Origin of the sequence: Variovorax sp. PMC12, from assembly GCF_003019815.1 — a bacterium.
Lineage (GTDB): Bacteria > Pseudomonadota > Gammaproteobacteria > Burkholderiales > Burkholderiaceae_C > Variovorax.
In genome coordinates, this window is sequence record NZ_CP027773.1 from 4,447,478 (window position 1) to 4,466,394 (window position 18,917).

At 67.9% G+C, this 18,917-nt stretch carries 18 protein-coding genes; 7 read left to right on the plus strand and 11 right to left on the minus strand.

The window, feature by feature from the left end:
* Positions 1–81: 81 nt before the first annotated feature.
* A complete protein-coding gene (locus C4F17_RS20630; RefSeq protein ID WP_081267459.1) occupies positions 82–1,056 on the minus strand; it encodes a tripartite tricarboxylate transporter substrate-binding protein in 975 nt (324 codons plus the stop codon).
* 253 nt (positions 1,057–1,309) lie between these two features.
* Between C4F17_RS20630 and C4F17_RS20635 the strand changes: the two genes are divergently transcribed.
* The gene (locus C4F17_RS20635; RefSeq protein ID WP_106936495.1) at positions 1,310–1,879 is read left to right on the plus strand and encodes a type 1 glutamine amidotransferase domain-containing protein; all 570 of its coding nucleotides are present in this window, start codon (positions 1,310–1,312) and stop codon (positions 1,877–1,879) included.
* Here the strand turns inward: C4F17_RS20635 and C4F17_RS20640 are convergent.
* Positions 1,824–3,062 (minus strand): citrate synthase, encoded by a 1,239-nt coding sequence (locus tag C4F17_RS20640; RefSeq protein ID WP_106937629.1) that lies wholly within the window; start codon positions 3,060–3,062, stop codon positions 1,824–1,826. The genes C4F17_RS20635 and C4F17_RS20640 overlap by 56 nt on opposite strands.
* A gap of 82 nt (positions 3,063–3,144) precedes the next feature.
* Between C4F17_RS20640 and C4F17_RS20645 the strand changes: the two genes are divergently transcribed.
* Together C4F17_RS20645 and C4F17_RS20650 are read left to right on the plus strand one after the other, a co-directional pair.
* Positions 3,145–4,266 (plus strand): citrate synthase/methylcitrate synthase, encoded by a 1,122-nt coding sequence (locus C4F17_RS20645; RefSeq protein ID WP_081267461.1) that lies wholly within the window; start codon positions 3,145–3,147, stop codon positions 4,264–4,266.
* A 90-nt stretch (positions 4,267–4,356) separates the two neighbouring features.
* Positions 4,357–5,394: a hypothetical protein gene (locus C4F17_RS20650; protein ID WP_106936496.1), complete on the plus strand. Its 1,038-nt coding sequence runs from the start codon at positions 4,357–4,359 to the stop codon at positions 5,392–5,394.
* On the opposite strand, the gene C4F17_RS20655 is transcribed toward C4F17_RS20650, so the two are convergent.
* The 7 genes from C4F17_RS20655 to C4F17_RS20690 all read right to left on the minus strand — a co-directional run bounded on the left by C4F17_RS20655 (position 5,385) and on the right by C4F17_RS20690 (position 14,217).
* Positions 5,385–6,635: a phenylacetate--CoA ligase family protein gene (locus C4F17_RS20655; protein WP_106936497.1), complete on the minus strand. Its 1,251-nt coding sequence runs from the start codon at positions 6,633–6,635 to the stop codon at positions 5,385–5,387. The genes C4F17_RS20650 and C4F17_RS20655 overlap by 10 nt on opposite strands.
* Positions 6,636–6,948: 313 nt before the next feature.
* The gene (locus tag C4F17_RS20660) at positions 6,949–7,761 is read right to left on the minus strand and encodes an ABC transporter ATP-binding protein (RefSeq protein WP_081267464.1); all 813 of its coding nucleotides are present in this window, start codon (positions 7,759–7,761) and stop codon (positions 6,949–6,951) included.
* 169 nt (positions 7,762–7,930) lie between these two features.
* Complete coding sequence (locus tag C4F17_RS20670) at positions 7,931–9,262, minus strand: ABC transporter substrate-binding protein (RefSeq protein ID WP_081267465.1); 1,332 nt, start codon at positions 9,260–9,262, stop codon at positions 7,931–7,933.
* 63 nt (positions 9,263–9,325) lie between these two features.
* Complete coding sequence (locus C4F17_RS20675) at positions 9,326–10,390, minus strand: branched-chain amino acid ABC transporter permease (RefSeq protein ID WP_081267466.1); 1,065 nt, start codon at positions 10,388–10,390, stop codon at positions 9,326–9,328.
* A gap of 3 nt (positions 10,391–10,393) precedes the next feature.
* Entirely contained in the window at positions 10,394–11,323 is a 930-nt protein-coding gene (locus C4F17_RS20680) for a branched-chain amino acid ABC transporter permease (protein ID WP_106936498.1), read from the minus strand.
* 153 nt (positions 11,324–11,476) lie between these two features.
* A complete protein-coding gene (locus tag C4F17_RS20685; protein WP_081267468.1) occupies positions 11,477–12,262 on the minus strand; it encodes an ABC transporter ATP-binding protein in 786 nt (261 codons plus the stop codon).
* Complete coding sequence (locus C4F17_RS20690; RefSeq protein WP_106936499.1) at positions 12,259–14,217, minus strand: AMP-dependent synthetase/ligase; 1,959 nt, start codon at positions 14,215–14,217, stop codon at positions 12,259–12,261. Before C4F17_RS20690 ends, C4F17_RS20685 begins: the two co-directional genes overlap by 4 nt.
* An 84-nt stretch (positions 14,218–14,301) precedes the next feature.
* On the opposite strand from C4F17_RS20690, the gene C4F17_RS20695 reads away from it, so the two are divergent.
* The 4 genes from C4F17_RS20695 (at position 14,302) to C4F17_RS20710 (ending at position 16,655) form a co-directional block, all read left to right on the plus strand.
* Positions 14,302–15,081 carry a Crp/Fnr family transcriptional regulator gene (locus C4F17_RS20695; protein ID WP_081267470.1) on the plus strand — a complete coding sequence of 260 codons (780 nt, stop codon included), beginning with the start codon at positions 14,302–14,304 and terminating at the stop codon, positions 15,079–15,081.
* Positions 15,078–15,551, plus strand: coding sequence for a hypothetical protein (locus tag C4F17_RS20700; RefSeq protein WP_106936500.1), 474 nt, complete (start codon positions 15,078–15,080; stop codon positions 15,549–15,551). The genes C4F17_RS20695 and C4F17_RS20700 overlap by 4 nt, the downstream gene beginning before the upstream one ends.
* A 62-nt stretch (positions 15,552–15,613) precedes the next feature.
* A complete protein-coding gene (locus tag C4F17_RS20705; protein WP_106936501.1) occupies positions 15,614–16,378 on the plus strand; it encodes an SDR family NAD(P)-dependent oxidoreductase in 765 nt (254 codons plus the stop codon).
* Between the two features lie 19 nt (positions 16,379–16,397).
* Positions 16,398–16,655, plus strand: a complete 258-nt coding sequence (locus C4F17_RS20710) for a hypothetical protein (RefSeq protein WP_081267473.1) — start codon at positions 16,398–16,400, stop codon at positions 16,653–16,655.
* A gap of 49 nt (positions 16,656–16,704) precedes the next feature.
* On the opposite strand, the gene C4F17_RS20715 is transcribed toward C4F17_RS20710, so the two are convergent.
* Together C4F17_RS20715 and C4F17_RS20720 are read right to left on the minus strand one after the other, a co-directional pair.
* Positions 16,705–17,721: an MBL fold metallo-hydrolase gene (locus tag C4F17_RS20715; RefSeq protein ID WP_106937630.1), complete on the minus strand. Its 1,017-nt coding sequence runs from the start codon at positions 17,719–17,721 to the stop codon at positions 16,705–16,707.
* Between the two features lie 60 nt (positions 17,722–17,781).
* Positions 17,782–18,768: a Bug family tripartite tricarboxylate transporter substrate binding protein gene (locus C4F17_RS20720; protein ID WP_081267475.1), complete on the minus strand. Its 987-nt coding sequence runs from the start codon at positions 18,766–18,768 to the stop codon at positions 17,782–17,784.
* Positions 18,769–18,917 lie beyond the last annotated feature (149 nt).

Genomic DNA, 18,917 nt, shown 5'->3' on the forward strand with positions numbered 1-18,917 from the left:
GCAGGTTGCCCGCGCATGAAAAAAAGCCGCCGGTCCCGAAGGGCCGGCGGCTTTTTCATTGGTTCCGGAAGCGGAAGGCGATCAGTCGGCGTACACGCCGGCGGCCTTGATGATCGGGCCCCACTTGGCGATCTCGGCCGAGACGAACTTCTTGTGCTCGGCCGGCTCGGTGCGGCTGTCGGTGGTGATCACCGCGCCCAGCGCTTCTTCACGCTTGATGAAGCCCGGGTCCTTCATGGCGGCCTTGATGGCTTCGTTGAGCTTCTTCAGCACCGGCGCGGGCGTGCCCTTGGGGGCGTACACGCCGTGCCAGATCGTCACTTCGAAGCCCTTCAGGCCCGACTCGTCGAGCGTGGGCAGGTCCTTCAGCGCCGGGGTGGTCAGGCGCTTGGCCGTGGTCACCGCATAGGCCTTGACCTTCTTGGCCTCGATCTGCGACGTGGTGTTGGTGGTCTGGTCGCACAGCAGGTCGATCTGGCCGCCCAGCAGGTCGGCGATGGCCGGGGCCGTGCCCTTGTAGGGCACGGGCGTCATCTCGACCTTGATCGCGCTCTGGAACAGCAGGCCGCACAGGTGCGACGCGGCGCCCAGGCCGGCGTTGCCCAGGTTGATCTTGCCCTTGTTGGCGGCGATCCAGGTCGTCAGTTCCTTGTAGTTGTTGGCGGGCAGGCCGGGCTTGCCGATCAGCGTCATCGGCACTTCGTTGACCATGCCGAGGTATTCGAAGTCGGTCTCCACGTTGAAGGGCAGCTTGCGGTAGAGCGCCGGCATCGTCGACATGCCGATGTGGTTCAGCAGCAGCGTGTAGCCGTCGGGGTTGGCGCGCGCCACCTTGGCGGTGCCGATGGAACTGCCCGCGCCCGCGGTGTTGTCCACCACGATGGTGGTGCCGAGCGTCTTCTGCATGGCTTCGGCGAGGTCGCGCGCCACCCGGTCGGTCGGGCCGCCGGCCGCGAAAGGCACCACGAGCGTGACGGTCTTGTTCCCGGGGAAGTCCTGGGCGTGAACACCGGCTGCTGCGGCGGCAATCGCCGCGAGGGCGAACAGTTTCTTCATTTCGTCTCCGAGAGGGGTAAAAAGGCCGCGATCTTAAGGGCTGACTGCAAGCTGACCTATACCCAATAGCCCTTATGCGGGAAGCACGATCCGCCCCTTGCCGGTGCATGCCGGGCACGGGTGCGCGGCTGAAATCGGCCGCCCGTCGAACTGTCCGACAGGCGGAGCCGGCGCCGGACGATGCGGCTGCCGCACGCAGGCCCTAGGGTGAACCTTCATTGCCGGTTTTTTTCACCCCAAAGGAGATTCACACATGCCCATCACCTCGTCTTCCCTCGACGGAATGAAGGTCGCCATCCTCGTGTCGGACGGCTTCGAGCAGGTCGAGATGACCGAGCCGCGCAAGGCGCTCGACCATGCCGGCGCGCAGACGCTGATCGTCTCGCCGGTCGAAGGCCGCGTGCGCGGCTGGAACCACCACGACCCCGCCGACAGCTTCGAGGTCGACGTACCGCTGCAGAGCGCGAAGCCCGAAGACTTCGATGCCCTGCTGCTGCCCGGCGGCGTGGTCAACCCCGACACCCTGCGCATCGACGAGAAGGCGGTCGCGTTCGTGCGCGCCTTCGTGGAGGCGGGCAAACCCATCGCGGCCATCTGCCACGGGCCCTGGACGCTGATCGACGCGGGCGGCGTGAAGGGCCGCAAGATGACCTCGTGGCCGTCGCTGCAGGCCGACCTGAAGAACGCGGGCGCCAGCTGGAGCGACAAGGAAGTGGTGGTCGACCAGAGCCTCGTCACCAGCCGCAAGCCCGACGACCTGCCGGCTTTCAACCGCGAGATGACGAAGGCATTCGAGATCGCGCACGAGGCGTCGATTCACTGAGCTCCTGCGTGGCCGCATCGGCCGTGGGGCCGGTGTAGCGCGCACGCGGGCGGATCAGCTGGCCGCTGCCCTGCTGCTCCAGCACGTGCGCCGTCCAGCCGACGGTGCGCGAAAGCGCGAACAGCATGAGTGGCGCGCCCGGCGGCAGCTTGTGTACCGCCGCCAGCGCTGCGAGCGCGAAGTCCACGTTCACTGCGTCGCCGAGCAGCTTCTCACCGACATCGCGCAGCTCGCGGAATGCCGGCGGCAGTTCGATGTTGGCCAGCAGCGCGCGGCAGCGTGCATCGCCATCCGGATAGAGCGGATGCCCGAAGGCCGCCAGCGGCCGGTCGTGCGCGAGCCACTCGCGCACCGCCGCTTCGGTGCCGATGGCCGCCGCGCTGCGGATCAGCGCCTGTACCGCCGCGGAGGCGCCGCCATGCAGCGGGCCCGTCAGGGTCGAGAGTCCGGTGAGCAGGCAAGCCGCCACCGACGCGCCGGTCGACGCCGTCACGCGCGCCGCGAAGGTCGACGCATTGAGCTCGTGGTCGGCCAGCAGCACCAGCACGCGGCGCAGATCGTCGGCGGCGCGCGGGCGGCGCCATGCCGAGGCCAGCCGCATGTGCAGCGGCATGGCGCGCGCGGGTGCGGTGCCGAGCAATGCATCGGCCAGCGCGCCGATCGCTTCCGCAGCCTCGGCCTGCAGCACGTTGCGTGACCGGCCCCGCGCGGGCAGGTCGGTGGCGGCGCGCGCCGCCAGCGCGAGCAGGCCGGCCTGGAGCGGTGACGAATTGCCTTGCGAGGCCACCGGCACCGCGGAAGCCGGAAAGTGCGGCGGCGCGCTTTCCCAGAGCAGCCCCGCCACTTCCTCGAGCGTGGCGTGCTCCGACAGCGCGCAGGCGTCGTGCCCCCGGTACAGCAGCCGGCCTTCGGCCACCGTGGACACAGCCGAAGCCAGCACCGGTTCGCCCCACTGGATGGCTTCGCTCGCCACCGCCTCGCTGCTGCGGCGGCCCCGTGCGCGCGCGGCGATGCGTTGCACGTCGTCGCGGTGGTAGAGGCTGCGGCGCGGGTCGGCGGCATCGGGCTTGGCGCGGATGCGGCCGCGGCTCACGCTGGCGTAGAGCGTCTGCGGGCGCACCTGCATCAGTTCGAGGGCTTCGGCGGCCGGCAGCCACAGCGGCGCGGTTCTCTTCGTTGTCATGTTGACAGAATAGATCAAGATTGACGTCAATATCCATCGGGCCAGAATCAATGTCATCGTGTCAACCCAGGAGTAAAGAGCGATGAACAACGACGATGGCAGCCTCGAAGGCGTGGTGGCCGCGCATACCGTGCTGTCCGAGGTGGACGGCGAGGCCGGCCGGCTCGTGATCCGCGGCCATGCGCTGGACGAGATCGCGCAGCGCTGGCGCTATGAAGACGTGGTGGGCCTGCTGTTCGAAGGCTTCTTCGACACGCTGCCCGCCGCCGAAGCCCTGCGCACCGCCATTGGCCGCGCGCGCCGCGAAGCCTTCGAGCGCCTGCAGCCCAACGACGACGCCGTGCTGCGCCGGCTGCCGCCCATCGAGGCGGTGCGCGCGCTGCTGGCACGGCTGCCGGACGGCGACGACCTGCCGACCGCGCTGCGCCTGGTGGCCGCGCCCGCCGTGTACACCGCCGCGGTGATGCGCTGGCGCCTGGGCGTGCAGGCGCTCGCACCCGACGAGGCACTGCCGCACGCCGCCGACATGTTGCGCATGCTGCATGGCCGCGCGCCCACGCCGGCGCAGAGCGCCGCGCTCGACACCTACCTCGTCACCGTGTGCGACCACGGCCTCAACGCCTCGACCTTCGCGGCGCGCGTGGTCGCATCCACCGGCGCCGGCCTGGCTTCCGCCGTGATCGCGGGCATCAGCGCGCTCAAGGGGCCGCTGCACGGTGGCGCGCCCGGCCCGGTGCTCGATGCGCTCGACGCCATCGGCAGCGCCGGCAATGCCCGCGCATGGCTGGAGCAGGCCGTGGCCGAGGGCCAGCGGCTGATGGGCTTCGGCCATCGCATCTACCGCGTGCGCGATCCACGCGCCGATGCGCTCAAGGGCGCGCTCGGGCGGCTCGGCAAGGAGGGCAGCGTCAATGCCGCGCGCTTCGCGCTGGCCGAGGCGGCGGAGCAGGCCGCGCTGGCCATCCTGCGCGAGAAGAAGCCGGGCCGCGCGCTGGAGACCAACGTCGAGTTCTACACCGCGCTGCTGCTGGAGGCGCTGGGCTTCGGCCGCGAGAGCTTCACCTGCGTGTTCGCGGCCGGCCGCGTGGGCGGCTGGGTGGCGCATGCGCGCGAGCAGGTGAAGAAGGGGCGGCTGATCCGTCCGCAGTCGGTCTACGTGGGGCCCGAGCCCGAGGAGGCGGGCGAAGCCGCACTCGCGCACTGAGCCTACAGGGCGCGGGCGCCGTCATCCGATACGCTCGCTTTGTTCCTCGCATGCCACGGCATGCGCAATGCAAAGCGAAAGTATTCCCCCATGACGGCGACCTCCCTCCATCCCCCGACGCACGAGTCCGCACGGCGACTGCCGCGCGACCTCGCGCTCGTCACCGTGGCCATCGATGCCGTCATGGTGCTCGTCAACCTGGCCGTGCAGCTCGCCCCCGATACGCCCGAGGGCGCGCAGATGCGCGGTACCTACGCGCTGCCGGGCGTGTGGATCCCGATGGTGTGCAGCATCGGCATGGCGTGGGTGCTGGCGGCGGCGCTGGCCTGGAGCCACGGGCGCAATGCGCTGGAGAAGCGCGGCGTCGACAGCGTCTCGCGGCTCGCGCGGCCGCGCCTGCGCTATGCCGCCGCCTACCTGGTGGTGCTGCTGCTCAACTTCTATGCGCTGAGCCCGCTGCTGTACGAGGTGCAATTGCTCTTCATGCCGGGCGGCCGCCTGCACGAGGCTGTCGAGCCGGCTTCCATTCGCACGGTGATGGCAGTGTTCGTGTTCCTGCAGTCCATCGCGCAGTTGATCATGCTCGTGCTGGGCGTGTGGGCCGCGGCGTGGGTCGCGCTGCGCGCCGGGCGTGCCGCGCAGCTGGAGCCCGCCGCCGAAGCACCGGGCAGTGTGGAAGACCTGGGCGGTGCGTCGCCGCGCCGCGCGGTGGCGCTGGTGGGCGCCGCGATGTTCGCGGCGCTGCAGATGTGGAGCGGCGTGGCCATGAGCCGCTGGAGCTCGATGGGGCGCGGCGTGGACGGCCCCGAGCTGCTCTTCGCCTGGATGGTGCCGCCGCTGGTGGTCTTCGCGCTCGCGTTCTGGGGCGGCTGGCTAGGCGCCGCGCCGGGGCTCGCCAGGGCGCGGCCGTTCAGGGCAGTGGCCGCTTCGGTTCTGGCCTTCGTGCTGGTGCAGGTGAGCTGCATCGTCATCGCCATCGCGTGGCTGTACATCGCGTCGAGCACCTCCGGACTCAACGGCCTTGGAGGGCTCATCGGCTTCGTGCTGGCGTTCGCGCTGGTCTATGCGATACACGTGGTGATGCTCATGCGCGCCGCCACGCGTTGGCTGTACCGCCGCTACTTGTAGCTGCGCGCGTCTTCGATCACCTTGCCGTCGTTGGGCAGCTCGCCTGCGCCCACCACCACGACTTCGCCGCGCAGCTTGGTCACTTCGCGTATCGCATCGCCAACGCGCGCCTGCAGCCCCTGGGGCACGGCACCGTCGCATTCGAGCTGCAGCGTCATGCGGTCGTCGCCCATCTCGCCGGACACCACCAGCCGCGCGCGCCGCGCCTCGGGAAAGCGCCGCAGTATCTCGGCCACCTGCGAGGGATGCACGAACATGCCGCGCACCTTGGTGGTCTGGTCGGCCCGGCCGAGCCACCCCTTGATGCGCTTGTTGGTGCGGCCCGTGGGGCATGTGCCCGCGAGCACCGCCGACAGGTCGCCGGTGCCGAAGCGCACCAGCGGATAGTCGGGGTTGAAGGTGGTGACGACGATTTCGCCGACTTCGCCGTCGGGCACCGGGTCTCCGGTGCCGGGCCGCACGATCTCGACCAGCACGCCCTCGTCGATCACCAGCCCTTCGCGCGCGCTGGTCTCGTAGGCGATGAGGCCCAGGTCGGCCGTGGCGTAGCACTGCGTGCCCTTCACGCCATGCGCGGCGATCCAGTCGCGCAGGCTCGGCGGAAAGGCTTCGCCGGAGACGAGTGCCTTGGTGAGCGAGGGCAGCTTCAGCCCTTTCTCTTCGGCTTTCTCCAGCAATATCTTCAGGAAGCTGGGCGTGCCTGCGTAGCCTTCGGGCTTGAGGTCGGCCATGGCTTCGAGCTGCTGTTCGGTCTGCCCGGTGCCGCCCGCGAAGACGCTGCAGCCCAATGCGTGCGCGCCGCTTTCCATGATGGAGCCGGCAGGCGTCATGTGATAGCTGAAGCTGTTGTGGATCAGCTCGCCGCCGCGAAAGCCCGCCGCATGCAATGCACGAGCGGTGCGCCAGTAGTCGCGCGCTTCGCCCTCGGGTTCGTAGATGGTGCCGGGGCTCGCGAACACGCGGGGCATGCGCGGGCCGCGTGCGATGGATGAGAATCCGCCGAAGGGGTCGTCGGCGCGGCGGGCTTTCTGCAGTTCGAGCAGTTCCGATTTGCGCGTGACGGGCAGTCTGGCGAGTGCTTCGCGCGTGGTGATGTCGGCGGGCTTGACGCCGTCGAGGATTTTCGCGAACGCGGGTGCGGCGCTCCGGGCTTGCGCGATCTGCCTGGGCAAGGCGGCCAGCAGGTCGCGTTCGCGTTCGGCGGGGTCACGGATTTCTAGCTTGTCGTAGTGGTCGGTCATGTCCGTACCCTTCAATCTGTTCAGTTCAGTTCTTTACCGAGCGGTGTTTGTTCGGGGTGTGTGCACAGGCCATCGGGTACTCCCCTCCGCGAATGTCCCCCGGGGCTGCGCCCCTCCTCCTTTATTTCGCTGCGGGGAGCACCCGACGCCCTGTGCACAGGGCACCCTGTTGGTTTGCGGCCGATCAACCCGTGCTCTGAACGATCAGGCCGATGGGGTGCCTTGCGCAGCGAAATAAAGGAGGAGGCCGCAGGCCGGGGGACATTCGCGGAGCAAGGTACCCCGTCGGCCTGATCGCGCGCCGAATGCACTCTCAAGCCAGCCACCTCTTGCGCCGCTTGTAGCTCTTCACGTCCCGGAAACTCTTGCGGTCCGCGCCACCCACGCCAAGGTAGAACTCCTTCACGTCCTCGTTCTCGCGCAGGCTCTTCGCCTCGCCGTCCATCACGATGCGTCCGTTCTCCAGGATGTAGCCGTAGTCGGCATAGCGCAGCGCCATGTTGGTGTTCTGCTCGGCCAGCAGGAAAGTCACGCGCTCCTTGGTGTTGAGGTCTTTCACGATCTCGAACACCTCCTCCACGATCTGCGGCGCGAGACCCATCGAGGGTTCGTCGAGCAGCACCATCGTCGGGTTGGCCATCAACGCGCGGCCGATGGCGCACATCTGCTGCTCGCCACCCGATGTGTAGGCCGCCTGCGAAGTACGCCGCGTCTTCAGCCGCGGGAAATACGCGTACACCTTCTCCAGCGTCTGCTGCACCGCGGCCTTGCCGTCGGTGCGCGTGTAGGCGCCGGTCATCAGGTTCTCCTCGATCGTCAGGTGCGCGAAGCAGTGCCGGCCTTCCATCACCTGGATCAGCCCGCGCTTGACCAGCTCCGCAGGCGAAAGCGCCTCGATGCGCTCGCCGCGCAGCTCGATGGTGCCCTTGGTGACCGCGCCGCGTTCGCCCGCGAGCAGGTTGCTCACCGCGCGCAGCGTGGTCGTCTTGCCCGCGCCGTTGCCGCCGAGCAGCGCCACGATGCCGCCGTCGGGCACCGTGAGCGAGACGCCCTTGAGCACCAGGATCACGTGGTTATAGATGACCTCGATGCCGTTGACGTTGAGGAGGATGTTGGGTTCGCTCATGGTGTGGTCCGAAGCATTCGAAAGAACAACAGCGCAGTTCTTTCGGATGCCCGCTCGGCCATCCTCCCTCCAGGGAACACCGCGGAACCGGCTTTGCCGGGCCGCAGGTGTTGCCCCCTGGAAGGGGGTTGGCGAAGCGACACGAAGTGCGCGAAGACTGGGGGTCAGCTCAAGACTGGCAGTCGGCTGCCTCGCGGCGCGTCAGTTTCTTTTCGGTTGCGTACTTGTCGGCCGCTGCCTTGGCCATCGGCTTGATGATCTGGTCGTCGGCCTGGTACCAGTCGGGCGCGATGTTCCACTTGGCGCCGTCCCAGGTTTCCATGCGCGCCCAGGTCGAGCCGATGTGGTCCTGGCACGAGGTGCTCACCGGACGCATCACGCCCGCGAAGCCCAGCGCGTCGAGCTTCTTCTGGTCGAGCGCCAGGTTCTCCAGGCCCCAGCGCACCTGCTCGCCGGTCATGACCTTGCCCTTGCCGAAGCGCTCCTGCGCGCGCCGCACCGCCTCGACGCCGAGCATCGAGATGATCGCGCCGCGCGTGTACAGCACTGAGCCCACTTCTTCCTTCGGGCCCGTGCCCTGGCCCTTGTCGTGCACCTGCTTGAGGATGTCCTGGATCACCTTGTTGTCGGGACCGGAACCGTTCAGCGCCAGCGCGTTGTAGCCCTTGGCGTTGGCGCCCACGTCCTTCACGTCGGGCTCGGCGCCGGCCCACCACACGCCGTACATCTTCTCGCGCGGGTAGCCGGTGGCCACGGCCTCTTTCAGCGCGGTGGAGTTCATCACGCCCCAGCCCCACAGCAGCACGAAGTCGGGGCGCTGCTGGCGCACCTGCAGCCAGGCCGACTTCTGCTCGACGCCCGGCGCCGTCACCGGAATCAGCGACAGGTCGAAGCCGTGCATCTTCGCGCGCTCCTGCAGCAGCGGAATCGGTTCCTTGCCGAAGGGCGAGTCGTGGTAGACGAGGGCGATCTTCTTGCCCTTGAGCTTGTCCATGCCGCCTTCCTTCTTGCCCAGGTGCTGGATCAGGATGTCGGCCGCGGTCCAGTAGGAGCCCATCAGCGGGAAGTTCCACTTGAAGACGCCGCCGTCCTGCGAGGCCGCGAGGCCGTAGCCCAGCGTGACGAGCGGGATCTTGTCGGTGGGCACCTTGTCGGTCAGCGCGAAGGTGATGCCGGTGGCCTGCGGGTCGAACAACGCGACGCCGGGGCGGCCCTTCAGGCGTTCGTAGCATTCCACGCCCTTGTCGGTGGCGTAGCCCGTTTCGCATTCTTCAAACGTGATCTTCACGCCGTTGATGCCGCCTTGCGCGTTCACCAGCTTCAGGTAGTCCTGCTTGCCGTTGGCCCAGGGCGTGCCGTTGGGCGCGTAGGGGCCGGTGCGGTACACCAGCAGCGGGAAGAACTGTTCCTTGGCCTGCGCCTGGGCGACCGATGGCGCGAGCATGGCGCCGAGGGTGCTGGCCACCAGGGCGGCGGTCAGAGCGAGCGATTTCAGTTTCATGCCTGTCTCCTTTTGTGGGCACCTCGGTGCCGGGTTTTTACGAACGGGAACTTTCGAAACGGATCAATGCGGGAAGGGCCACAGCCGCAGCTTCTCCTTGGCCGTGGACCACAGCCGGGCCAGCCCGTGCGGCTCGACGATCAGGAAGAACACGATCAGCGCGCCGAAGATCATGGTCTCCAGGTGCGAGGCCAGCGCGGTCGAAATCGAGAAGCCCAGCCACGCCGGTAGCTGGTTCAGGAACAGCGGCAGCAGCACGATGAACGCGGCGCCGAAGAAGCTGCCCATGATCGAGCCGAGCCCGCCGATGATCACCATGAACAGCAGCTGGAACGAGCGGTCGATGCTGAAGGCCGCCGGCTCCCACGCCCCCAGGTGCACGAAGCCCCACAGCGCGCCCGCCACGCCGACGATAAAGCTGCTCACCGCAAAGGCCGTGAGCTTGGCGTACACCGGGCGGATGCCGATCACCGCTGCGGCCACGTCCATGTCGCGCATCGCCATCCACTCGCGGCCGATGGCGCTGCGCACCAGGTTCTTGGCCAGCAGCGCGAACACCACCACGAAGGCCAGGCAGAACAGATACTTCTGCACCGGCGATTCGATCGGCACGCCGAACACGTTGAGCCCCGCCACGCTCACCGAACCCGACGAAGAATTGTTGGTGAACCACTGGATGCGCAGGAAGGCCCAGTCGGTGAAGAACTGCGCCGCCAGCGTGGCCACCGCAAGGTACAGGCCCTTGATGCGCAGGCTCGGAATGCCGAACAGCACGCCGATCACCGTGGCGCACAGGCCGCCCAGCAGCAGCGACGCGATGAGCGGCATGCCCTCGATGCGCACCTGGAAGTTGTAGGCCGCATAGGCGCCCACCGCCATGAAGGCGCCGGTGCCCAGCGAAATCTGGCCGCAGTAGCCCACCAGGATGTTCAGCCCCAGCGCCGCGAGCGAAAGAATCAGGAAGGGCGTGAGGATGGCGCGCATCCAGTAGTCGGACACGCCCAGCGGCACCACCACGAACGCCACGAGCAGCAGCACCAGGATCGCGATGCGGTCCTGCGCGATCGGGAAGATCTGCTGGTCGGCCCTGTAGCTCGACTTGAACTGGCCGTTTTCTCTGTAGAACATCGCTCAGACCCGATCGATGATCTTCTCGCCGAACAGCCCCTGGGGCCGGACGAGCAGGAAGACCAGTGCAAGAACATAGGCAAACCAGATCTCGATGCCGCCACCGAGCATGGGGCCGAGATAGATTTCGGACAGCTTCTCGCCCACCCCGATCAGCAGGCCGCCGATGATGGCGCCCGGTATCGAGGTGAGCCCGCCGAGGATCACCACCGGCAGCGCCTTCAGCGCCACCAGCGACAGCGAGAACTGCACGCCCAGCTTCGACCCCCAGATGATCCCGGCCACCAGCGCCGAGAAGCCGGCCACCGACCACACGATCACCCAGATGCGCTTGAGCGGAATGCCGATCGACTGAGCGGCCTGGTGGTCGTCGGCTACCGCGCGCAGGGCGCGGCCGGTGGCCGTCTTCTGGAAGAAGATGGCCAGCACCACCACCAGCCCGGCCGCCACCAGCGCGGCGATCAGGTCTTCCTGGCTCAGCAGCAGGCCGCCCTGGAAGGTGCCTTCGAGCACCATCAGCGGTTCCTTGGGCATGCCCACGTCGATCTTGTAGATGTCGTTGCCGAACAGCGTCTGGCCCATGCCGTCGAGGAAGTAGGCGATGCCCAGCGTGGCCATCAGCAGCGTGATGCCTTCCTGGTTCACCAGCTTGCTGAGCGCGAGCCGCTCGATCAGCCAGGCGACCACCACCATCACGGCCATGGCCGCGACGAAGGCCAGGATGTTCGCGAGGATCTGGCTCTGGAAGCCGAACCACAGCGGGAACCACTCGGAGAAGCGCGCCATGGCCAGCGCGGCGAACAGCACCATCGCGCCCTGCGCGAAGTTGAAGACGCCGGAGGCCTTGTAGATCAGCACGAAGCCGATGGCGATCAGCGAATAGAGCATGCCGACCATGAGGCCGCCGAAAAGGGTTTCGAGGAAAAAGCCCATGGTCAGTTTCTTTCTTGTTTTTCTCCCTCCCCTTTCGGGGGAGGGTTGGGGTGGGGACACGCGGCATATCCAATGGGCGCTCCGCGTGCCCCCATCCCAGCCTTCCCCCGGAGGGGGAAGGAGCAATGCTTCAGGGCGAGGCTCGGCATGGCGTCAGTGCTCCACACCCAGGTATGCCCGGATCACGTCATCGTTGTTGCGCACCTCATCGGGCGTCCCGTCGCCGATCTTCTTGCCGTAGTCCAGCACCACCACGCGGTCGGAGATGTCCATCACCACGCCCATGTCGTGCTCGATCAGCACGATGGTTGCGCCGAACTCGTCGTTCACGTCGAGGATGAAGCGGCTCATGTCCTGCTTCTCTTCCACGTTCATGCCGGCCATGGGCTCGTCCAGCAGCAGCACCTGCGGCTCCATCGCGAGCGCGCGGCCCAGGTCGACGCGCTTCTGCAGGCCGTAGGGCAGGCGGCCCACGGGCGTCTTGCGGTGCGCCTGGATCTCCAGGAAGTCGATGATGTGCTCGACGAACTCGCGGTGCCGCAGCTCCTCGCGCTCGGCCGGGCCCCAGCGCAGCGCCTGGGCGAACAGGCCGCTCTTCATCTTGAGGTTGCGCCCGGTCATGATGTTGTCGAGCACGCTCATGCCCTTGAACAGCGCCAGGTTCTGGAAGGTGCGCGCCACGCCCATCTCCGCCACCTGGCGCGAGTTCATGTGCTTGAAGGTCTGGCCGCGGAAGGTGATGGAGCCCTGCTGCGGCCAGTAGACGCCGTTGATGCAGTTCAGCATCGAGCTCTTGCCCGCGCCGTTGGGGCCGATGATGGCCCGCACCTCGTGCTCGCGCACGTTGAAGCTGATGTCCGTCAGCGCCTTCACGCCGCCGAAGCTCAGGCTGATGTTCTGCACGTCGAGGATGACCTCGCCGGTCTTCCTGGTGCTCATGCCGCCGCCTTCACGATGATGGGGAAAGTCTTCGCATCGACGACCCTCAGCGTGGCGCTCACCGTGCCCGTGCGCCCGTCCTCGAACTTGACCTGGGTCTCGATGTACTGCTCGGTCTTGCGGCCATAGAGCGCATCGACCAGCACCGCGTATTTCTCGGCAATGAAGCCGCGGCGCACCTTGCGCGTGCGGGTCAGTTCGTCGTCGTCGGGGTCGAGCTCCTTGTGCAGCACCAGGAAGCGCGCGATCTGCGTCTCGCCCATGCCGTCCTCGGCCGCGAGGTCGGCGTTGACCTTGCCGATGCATTCGGCCACCAGCGCCAGCACGTCGGGCTTGCCGGCCAGGTCGACGTAGCCGCCGTAGGCCAGCCCGCGCCGCTCGGCCCAGTTGCCCACGGCCTCGTAGTCGATGTTGATGGCCGCGCACACTTCGTCGCGGCCGTTGCCGAAGCACACGGCCTCCTTGATCTGCGGGAAGAACTTAAGCTTGTTCTCGATGTAGTTGGGCGCGAAGATCGCGCCGCTCACGAGCCGGCCCACGTCCTTGGCGCGGTCGATGATGCGCAGGTGGCCTTCGCTGTCGAGCACGCCCGCGTCGCCGGTGTGGAAGTAGCCGTTGGCGTCAAGCACCTCGGCGGTGGCGTCGGGGCGCTTGTAGTACTCCTTGAGCACCGACACGCCGCGCACCAGCACCTCGCCGTCTTCCGCGATCTTCAGCTCGATGCCCGGCGCGGCGGTGCCCACGGTCTGCAGCTTGACCTTGCCGTCCTGCTGCAGGCACACGTAGGCGCAGGTCTCGGTCTGGCCGTAGAACTGCTTCAGGTTCACGCCGATGGAGCGGTAGAAGCGGAACAGGTCCGGCCCGATGGCCGCGCCCGCTGTGTAGGCCACGCGGATGCGGCTCATGCCCAGCACGTTGCGCAGCGGGCCGTAGATCAGCAGGTTGCCCAGGGCGTACATCAGCCGGTCACCGGCGCCCACCGGCGCGCCGTTGAGAATGTCCGCGCCCACGCGCTGTGCGAGCGCCATGAACCTGGCATACAGCCAGCGCTTGGGCGCGGCCGCGTCTTCCATGCGGATCGACACGGCGGTGAGCAGGCCTTCGAAGGTGCGCGGCGGGCCGAAGTAATAGCTCGGGCCGATCTCGCGCATGTCGTTCATCACCGTCTCGGCGGACTCGGGGCAGTTGAGCGTGAAGCCGCCCACCAGCCACTGCGCCACCGAGAACAGGTGGTCGCCCACCCAGGCCATCGGCAGGTAGCTCATGATGTTGTCGCCGGGGCCGAGCCGGTCGGTCTCCACGCCGCCGCGGCCCGCCGCGATGAAGCTCGCATGCGTCTGGCACACGCCCTTGGGGCGGCCGGTGGTGCCGGAGGTGTAGAGGATCACGCCCACGTCCGTCGCCTCGCCGCTGGCGACCGCGCGGTCGTAGTAGCCCACGTTGGCCTTGTCGAACTCGCGGCCCACCGCGCGCAGCTGCTCGTAGCTCAAGAGCCCGGGCTGGTCGTAGTGGCGCAGGCCCTTGGGGTCGTCGTAGATGATGTGGCGGATGGCCGGCAGCTTGCCCTGCTGGATCTCGCGGCACTCCAGCAGCTTGTCGACCTGCTCCTGGTCTTCGGCGATCACGAACTCGATGCCCGCGTCCTGCAGCATGAAGACCATCTCGCCGGCCACCGCGTCCTGGTACAGCGGCACCGGCACGCCGCGCAGGCTCTGCGCGGCGATCACCGCCATGTACAGGTGCGGCCGGTTGGCGCCGACGATGGCCAGGTTGTCGTTGGCCTTGAAGCCCAGGCTCGCCAGGCCGCAGGCCATTTCGCGCACTTCCTGCGCCACGGCGTTCCAGGTCCAGGTTTGCCAGATGCCGAGATCCTTCTCGCGCACGGCCGGCGACTCGGGTCGGGCCTCGGCATGCGCGAGCATCAGGCGGGGGAAGGTGGGGGCGGTTGTTTGCACAGTGGGCGGATCGTAGGTCTCACTTTGACGCCCGGTTGTCGTTCCAACGACAATCCTAGGGACACTACTCCCCGGAGTTTCCCGATGCCTCGCGGCAACCTCAACCACAACAACGTGCTCGGCGGTTCGATCAAGGACCGCGTCCGTCCGGCCAACGCCGCCGAGCTCGACGGCATTCCCTGGCTGCCCACGCTCACCCCCGCCGAACGCCGCCGCGCCGAGGCCACGCTGGTGGTCGGCGAAGCGGAGCCCGGCGACCTGGTGTGCCGCGTCGGCCGCTCGCCCACCTACTGGTTCGGCGTGGTCGAGGGGCTGCTGAAGATGAGCAACGACAACGCCGACGGCGGCTCCGTCACCTACACCGGCGTGCCGCCCGGCGGCTGGTTCGGCGAAGGCACGGTGATGAAGCGCGAGCCCTACCGCTACAACATCCAGGCGCTGCGCCGCAGCCTCATCGCGGGCCTGCCGACCGAGAGCTTCCACTGGCTGCTCGACCATTCCATCGGCTTCAACCGCTTCGTGATGAACCAGCTCAACGAGCGGCTCGGCCAGTTCATCGCGGCGCTGGAGATCGACCGGCTCAACAACCCCGACGCCCGCGTGGCGCGCAACCTGGTGTCGCTGTTCAACCCGGTGCTGTACCCCGGCGTGGGCGAGGTGTTGCGCATCACGCAGCAGGAGCTGGCCTACCTGGTCGGCCTGTCGCGCCAGCGGGTCAACGAGGCGCTCAACGGCCTGTCGGCGCAGGGGTTGATCCGCGTGGAGTACGGTGGCCTGCGCGTGCTCGACCTGCCGGGCCTGCGGGCCACCGCGATGTCGAACAAGAAGAACATCCAACCCTCCGCGGAAACGGAAACCTCATGACGCTCAAAGACCAGATACAGATCGTGCCCGCGAATGCGGAGGCCGCGTTCATCCCGCCCCCGGAGCAGCCGAAGAAGCCCGAGGCCGAAGCGGCCGGGCCGACGCTCGAAGAGGCGCTCGCGCGCAACGAGCAGCTGGCCGAAAAGCTCGAGGAACTCGATGCGGTGCTGGCCAAGCCGCTCAGCGAAATCCTCGCCGACCGAGAGAAGGCCGAGGAAACCGCGCTCGCATGGGACCGCTTCGGCGCCATGTGGATGCTCTCGCAGCGCGCCATGCGGCGCGTGGCGCTCGACCTTGCGGCGCAGCTCGGCGTGAGCGAGGAAGAGGTCGTGGCGCGCGCCATGGCCAACGCCAACGCGGTGCTCAACGGCGCGGACGAAGTCGACCTGGGCGGCACCGTCGCGCCCGCGCAGCTGCAGCACATCGCGCGGCACCGCAACTTCCTGCGCAAGCAGTTCCGGACCGGTTGAGCCGCGAGGCTTTTCAATACCCCTTAATCTCCCCGCCTCCTTTCCAGAAAGACCACTCTCCGATGACCGCTTCCCACCTCACCCTCATCACCGGCGCCTCGCGCGGCCTGGGCCAGGCCATGGCCATGCAGCTGCTGCAGGCCGGCCACACGGTGCTCGGCATCTCGCGCAAGCAGTCGCCCGAGCTGGCCGAAGCCGCCAAGGCCGCCGGCGCCGAACTCGTGCAATGGGAGCAGGACCTGTCCGACCCGGTGGCTGCATCGGAGCGCGTGTCGGCATGGCTCGAGACCGTCGACGCGCAGCGCTTCGACAGCGTCACGCTCATCAACAACGCCGGCACCGTCGGCAACCCGGCGCCGCTGTCGCGCGCCGTGGAGGCCGAGCTGTCGCTGGCCCTGCGCATCGGCCTGGAGGCGCCGATGCTGCTGACCGCCGCGTTCCTGGGCGCGACGCGCGAATGGCGCGGCGTGCGCAAGGTGCTCAACATCTCGTCGGGCCTGGGCCGCAACGCGATGGGCAGCCAGGCGCCCTACTGCGCGGCCAAGGCCGGCATGGACCACTTCTCGCGCGCCGTGGCGCTCGAAGAGGCGAACGCCCCGAACGGCGCGCGCATCGTCTCGCTCGCGCCCGGCGTGATCGACACCGACATGCAGGTGCAGCTGCGTGGCGCCTCGGCCGACAAGTTCCCCGACCGCACGCGCTTCGAGAAGATGAAGAACGAAGGCATGCTCGACAGCCCCGCCACGGCTGCTGCGAAGGTGCTGGGCTACCTGGCGCGCGAAGACTTCGGCGCCAAGCCCGTGGCCGACGTGCGCGATCCGGCCTGAAACCTGGGACACCCAAGCCATGGCCACCGCCAAGTCGATCGACACGCTCGAATACAAGCTCTTCCCCTCGCCGAGGAACGTGCACCGCATCGTCTTCGAGCACCAGGTCTTCGTGCCCTACCCGTACGCGCTGATCGTGATGGACGAGTTCTACTTCAAGGGCCGCTACAGCCTGTTCTCGGCCTGCAGGATGAGCGACGGGAAGATGGGGCAGGTGGCGACGTTCGAGCTCGAATCGGACGTGGCCATCTTCAACAGCAAGTTCGTGCCGGACTGAGTCTTCGGTATTTCTCCCTCCCCCGGAGGGGGAAGGAGCAAAGGCCCGCTCACTGCATCGCGAACCTGTCGCGCTGCGCCTGCGCGCACTCGCCCATCACGCGCAACGCCCGCTCCACCGTCGGCGTGCCCATCACGAAGGGGTTCGACGCGCCGGCCGGCTGGTTCCGCAGCGCGGCCATCTTGGCCTGCGAGCTGTCGACGTTCGAGTGGTTCGACAGCATCACGTCGATGTTCTGCGCCTTCACCAGCGAGTCCATGCGCCGCGTGGACGCGATGTAGCTGTCCAGCCGCTGCATGTCCTTGCCGAAGTTGAAGCCCGTGCCGCCCCAGAGCATGGCGCGGTGCTTCCTGCCGTTCTCGCTCACGTCGAACACCGGCGAGAGCGTGCCCATGGTGTGGCCCGGCGTGAGGTACAGCGTGACGGTGGTGTCGCCCAGGGTGATGCGTTCGCCGTCCTTCGCAGAGATGTCGCCCGCGCCGCGCCTGGGCGGCGCGCCCCAGATGGGCGTGGCGAATTCGAGCTTGGTCTCGGTCATCGTCCAGTCGGCGTCGCTCATCACCACGCGCGCGCGGTACTTCTGCGCGAGGTAGGGCGCGCCGCCATAGTGGTCGCCGTGGCCGTGCGTGACGACCACGTACTTGATCTGCGCCGGGTCCAGGCCCAGCTTGCGCATGCCGCCTTCTATGAGCGCGGCGGCTTCCACCTGGTTGTTGAGCGCATCGATGAGGATGATGCCGTCCGAGGTCTTGATGGCCCACGCGCTGACCCAGTCGGCGCCCACGAAGTACAGGTTGTCGAAGGCCTTGGCGGGCGGCGGTGCCGGCTTGTTGATGAGCAGGGGGAGGCCCCTGTCGAGCTCTTCCTGCGGCGGACGCGTGGCGGGGGCGGGCTTGCAGAGCGAGAGCAGGGGCCCGAGGTCGGTGCCCGCGGCCTGCGTGGCCGCCGTGACGTGCGCGGCCACTGTTGCGTCGGAAGGCTTCTGCGCGGGTGTCTGCGCGCAGCCCTGGACGAGGGCGACAACCGCCGCCAGGGCGGCTGTCTTCAGGGGAAAGGAAGGAACCATCGGTGTCTCCATGCCGTCGTTGCGGCTTGTTCCGGAGACACCATTCTGCGACGCCCAGTCTTATTCGATTGTCGCGCCCGAGGCTTGCACGATGCCCTTCCACTTTTCGTAGTCGGTCTTCAGCAGCTTGCCGAACTGCTCCGGCGTCATGCTTTGCGGCTCGGCGCCCTGGGCGATGATGGCTGCCTTCATTTCAGGCGTGGCCAGCAGCTTGTTGACTTCGGCATTGAGCGTGGCCACCACGTCCTTGGGCGTGCCGGCCGGCACGAACAGGCCGTACCAGGTGCTCACGTCGAAGTCCTTGTAGCCCAGCTCGGCCACGGTGGGCGTGTCGGGCAGCGAGGTGCTGCGCTTGGCCGAGGTCACTGCCAGCGGCCGCAGCTTGCCCGCCTTGATCTGCGCCATGGCCGAGGGCACCGACGACACCATCAGGTCGACGTTGCCCGCCAGCACGTCCATCATGGCCGCGTTGGAGCCCTTGTAGGGCACGTGACGCATCTTGATCTTGGCCGCGCCGTTGAAGATCTCGCCGGCCAGGTGGATGGTGGTGCCGTTGCCGGGCGAGCCGTAGGTGATGGTGTCGGGCGCGGCGCGCGCGGCCTTCACCACGTCGTCGAGCGTCTTGAACTTGGAGTTGGCCTGCGTGACGATCACCACCGGCGTGTAGGCCACGTGGGCCACGGCGGTCAGGTCTTTCACGGGGTTGTAGCTCAGGTTCTTGTAGAGCCAGGGCGCGACGACCATGTTGTCCTTCTGGCCCATCACGATGTCGTAGCCCGTGGGCGCGGCGCGCGCTGCCTCGGCGATGCCGATGGTGCCGCCGGCGCCCGCGCGGTTGTCGGGCACCACTGTCCAGTGGTTCACCTCGGTGAGCTTCTGCGCGACCAGGCGCGCCAGGATGTCGGTGCCGCCGCCGGGCGGGAAGGGCACGATCATGCGGATCGGCTTGGCGGGGTAGGCTGCGGTCTGTGCGTGGGCGAGGGGGGCCGTGAAGGCCAGCGGGAGTGCCAGCGCGATGGCCAGCGTGCCGAGGTGTCTGCGGATCATGGTTGTCTCTTTGTGGGGAGCGAAGCGGATCGGGGTTGCAGTCGCATTGTCTTCACTGCACCGGGGGTGCAGTGTGCCGGAAGCGGTGTGCCGGGGGTTTTCGCGATTCGCGATGGGACCCGTATCGGCTCGCGCTGGCTCGGAAATGG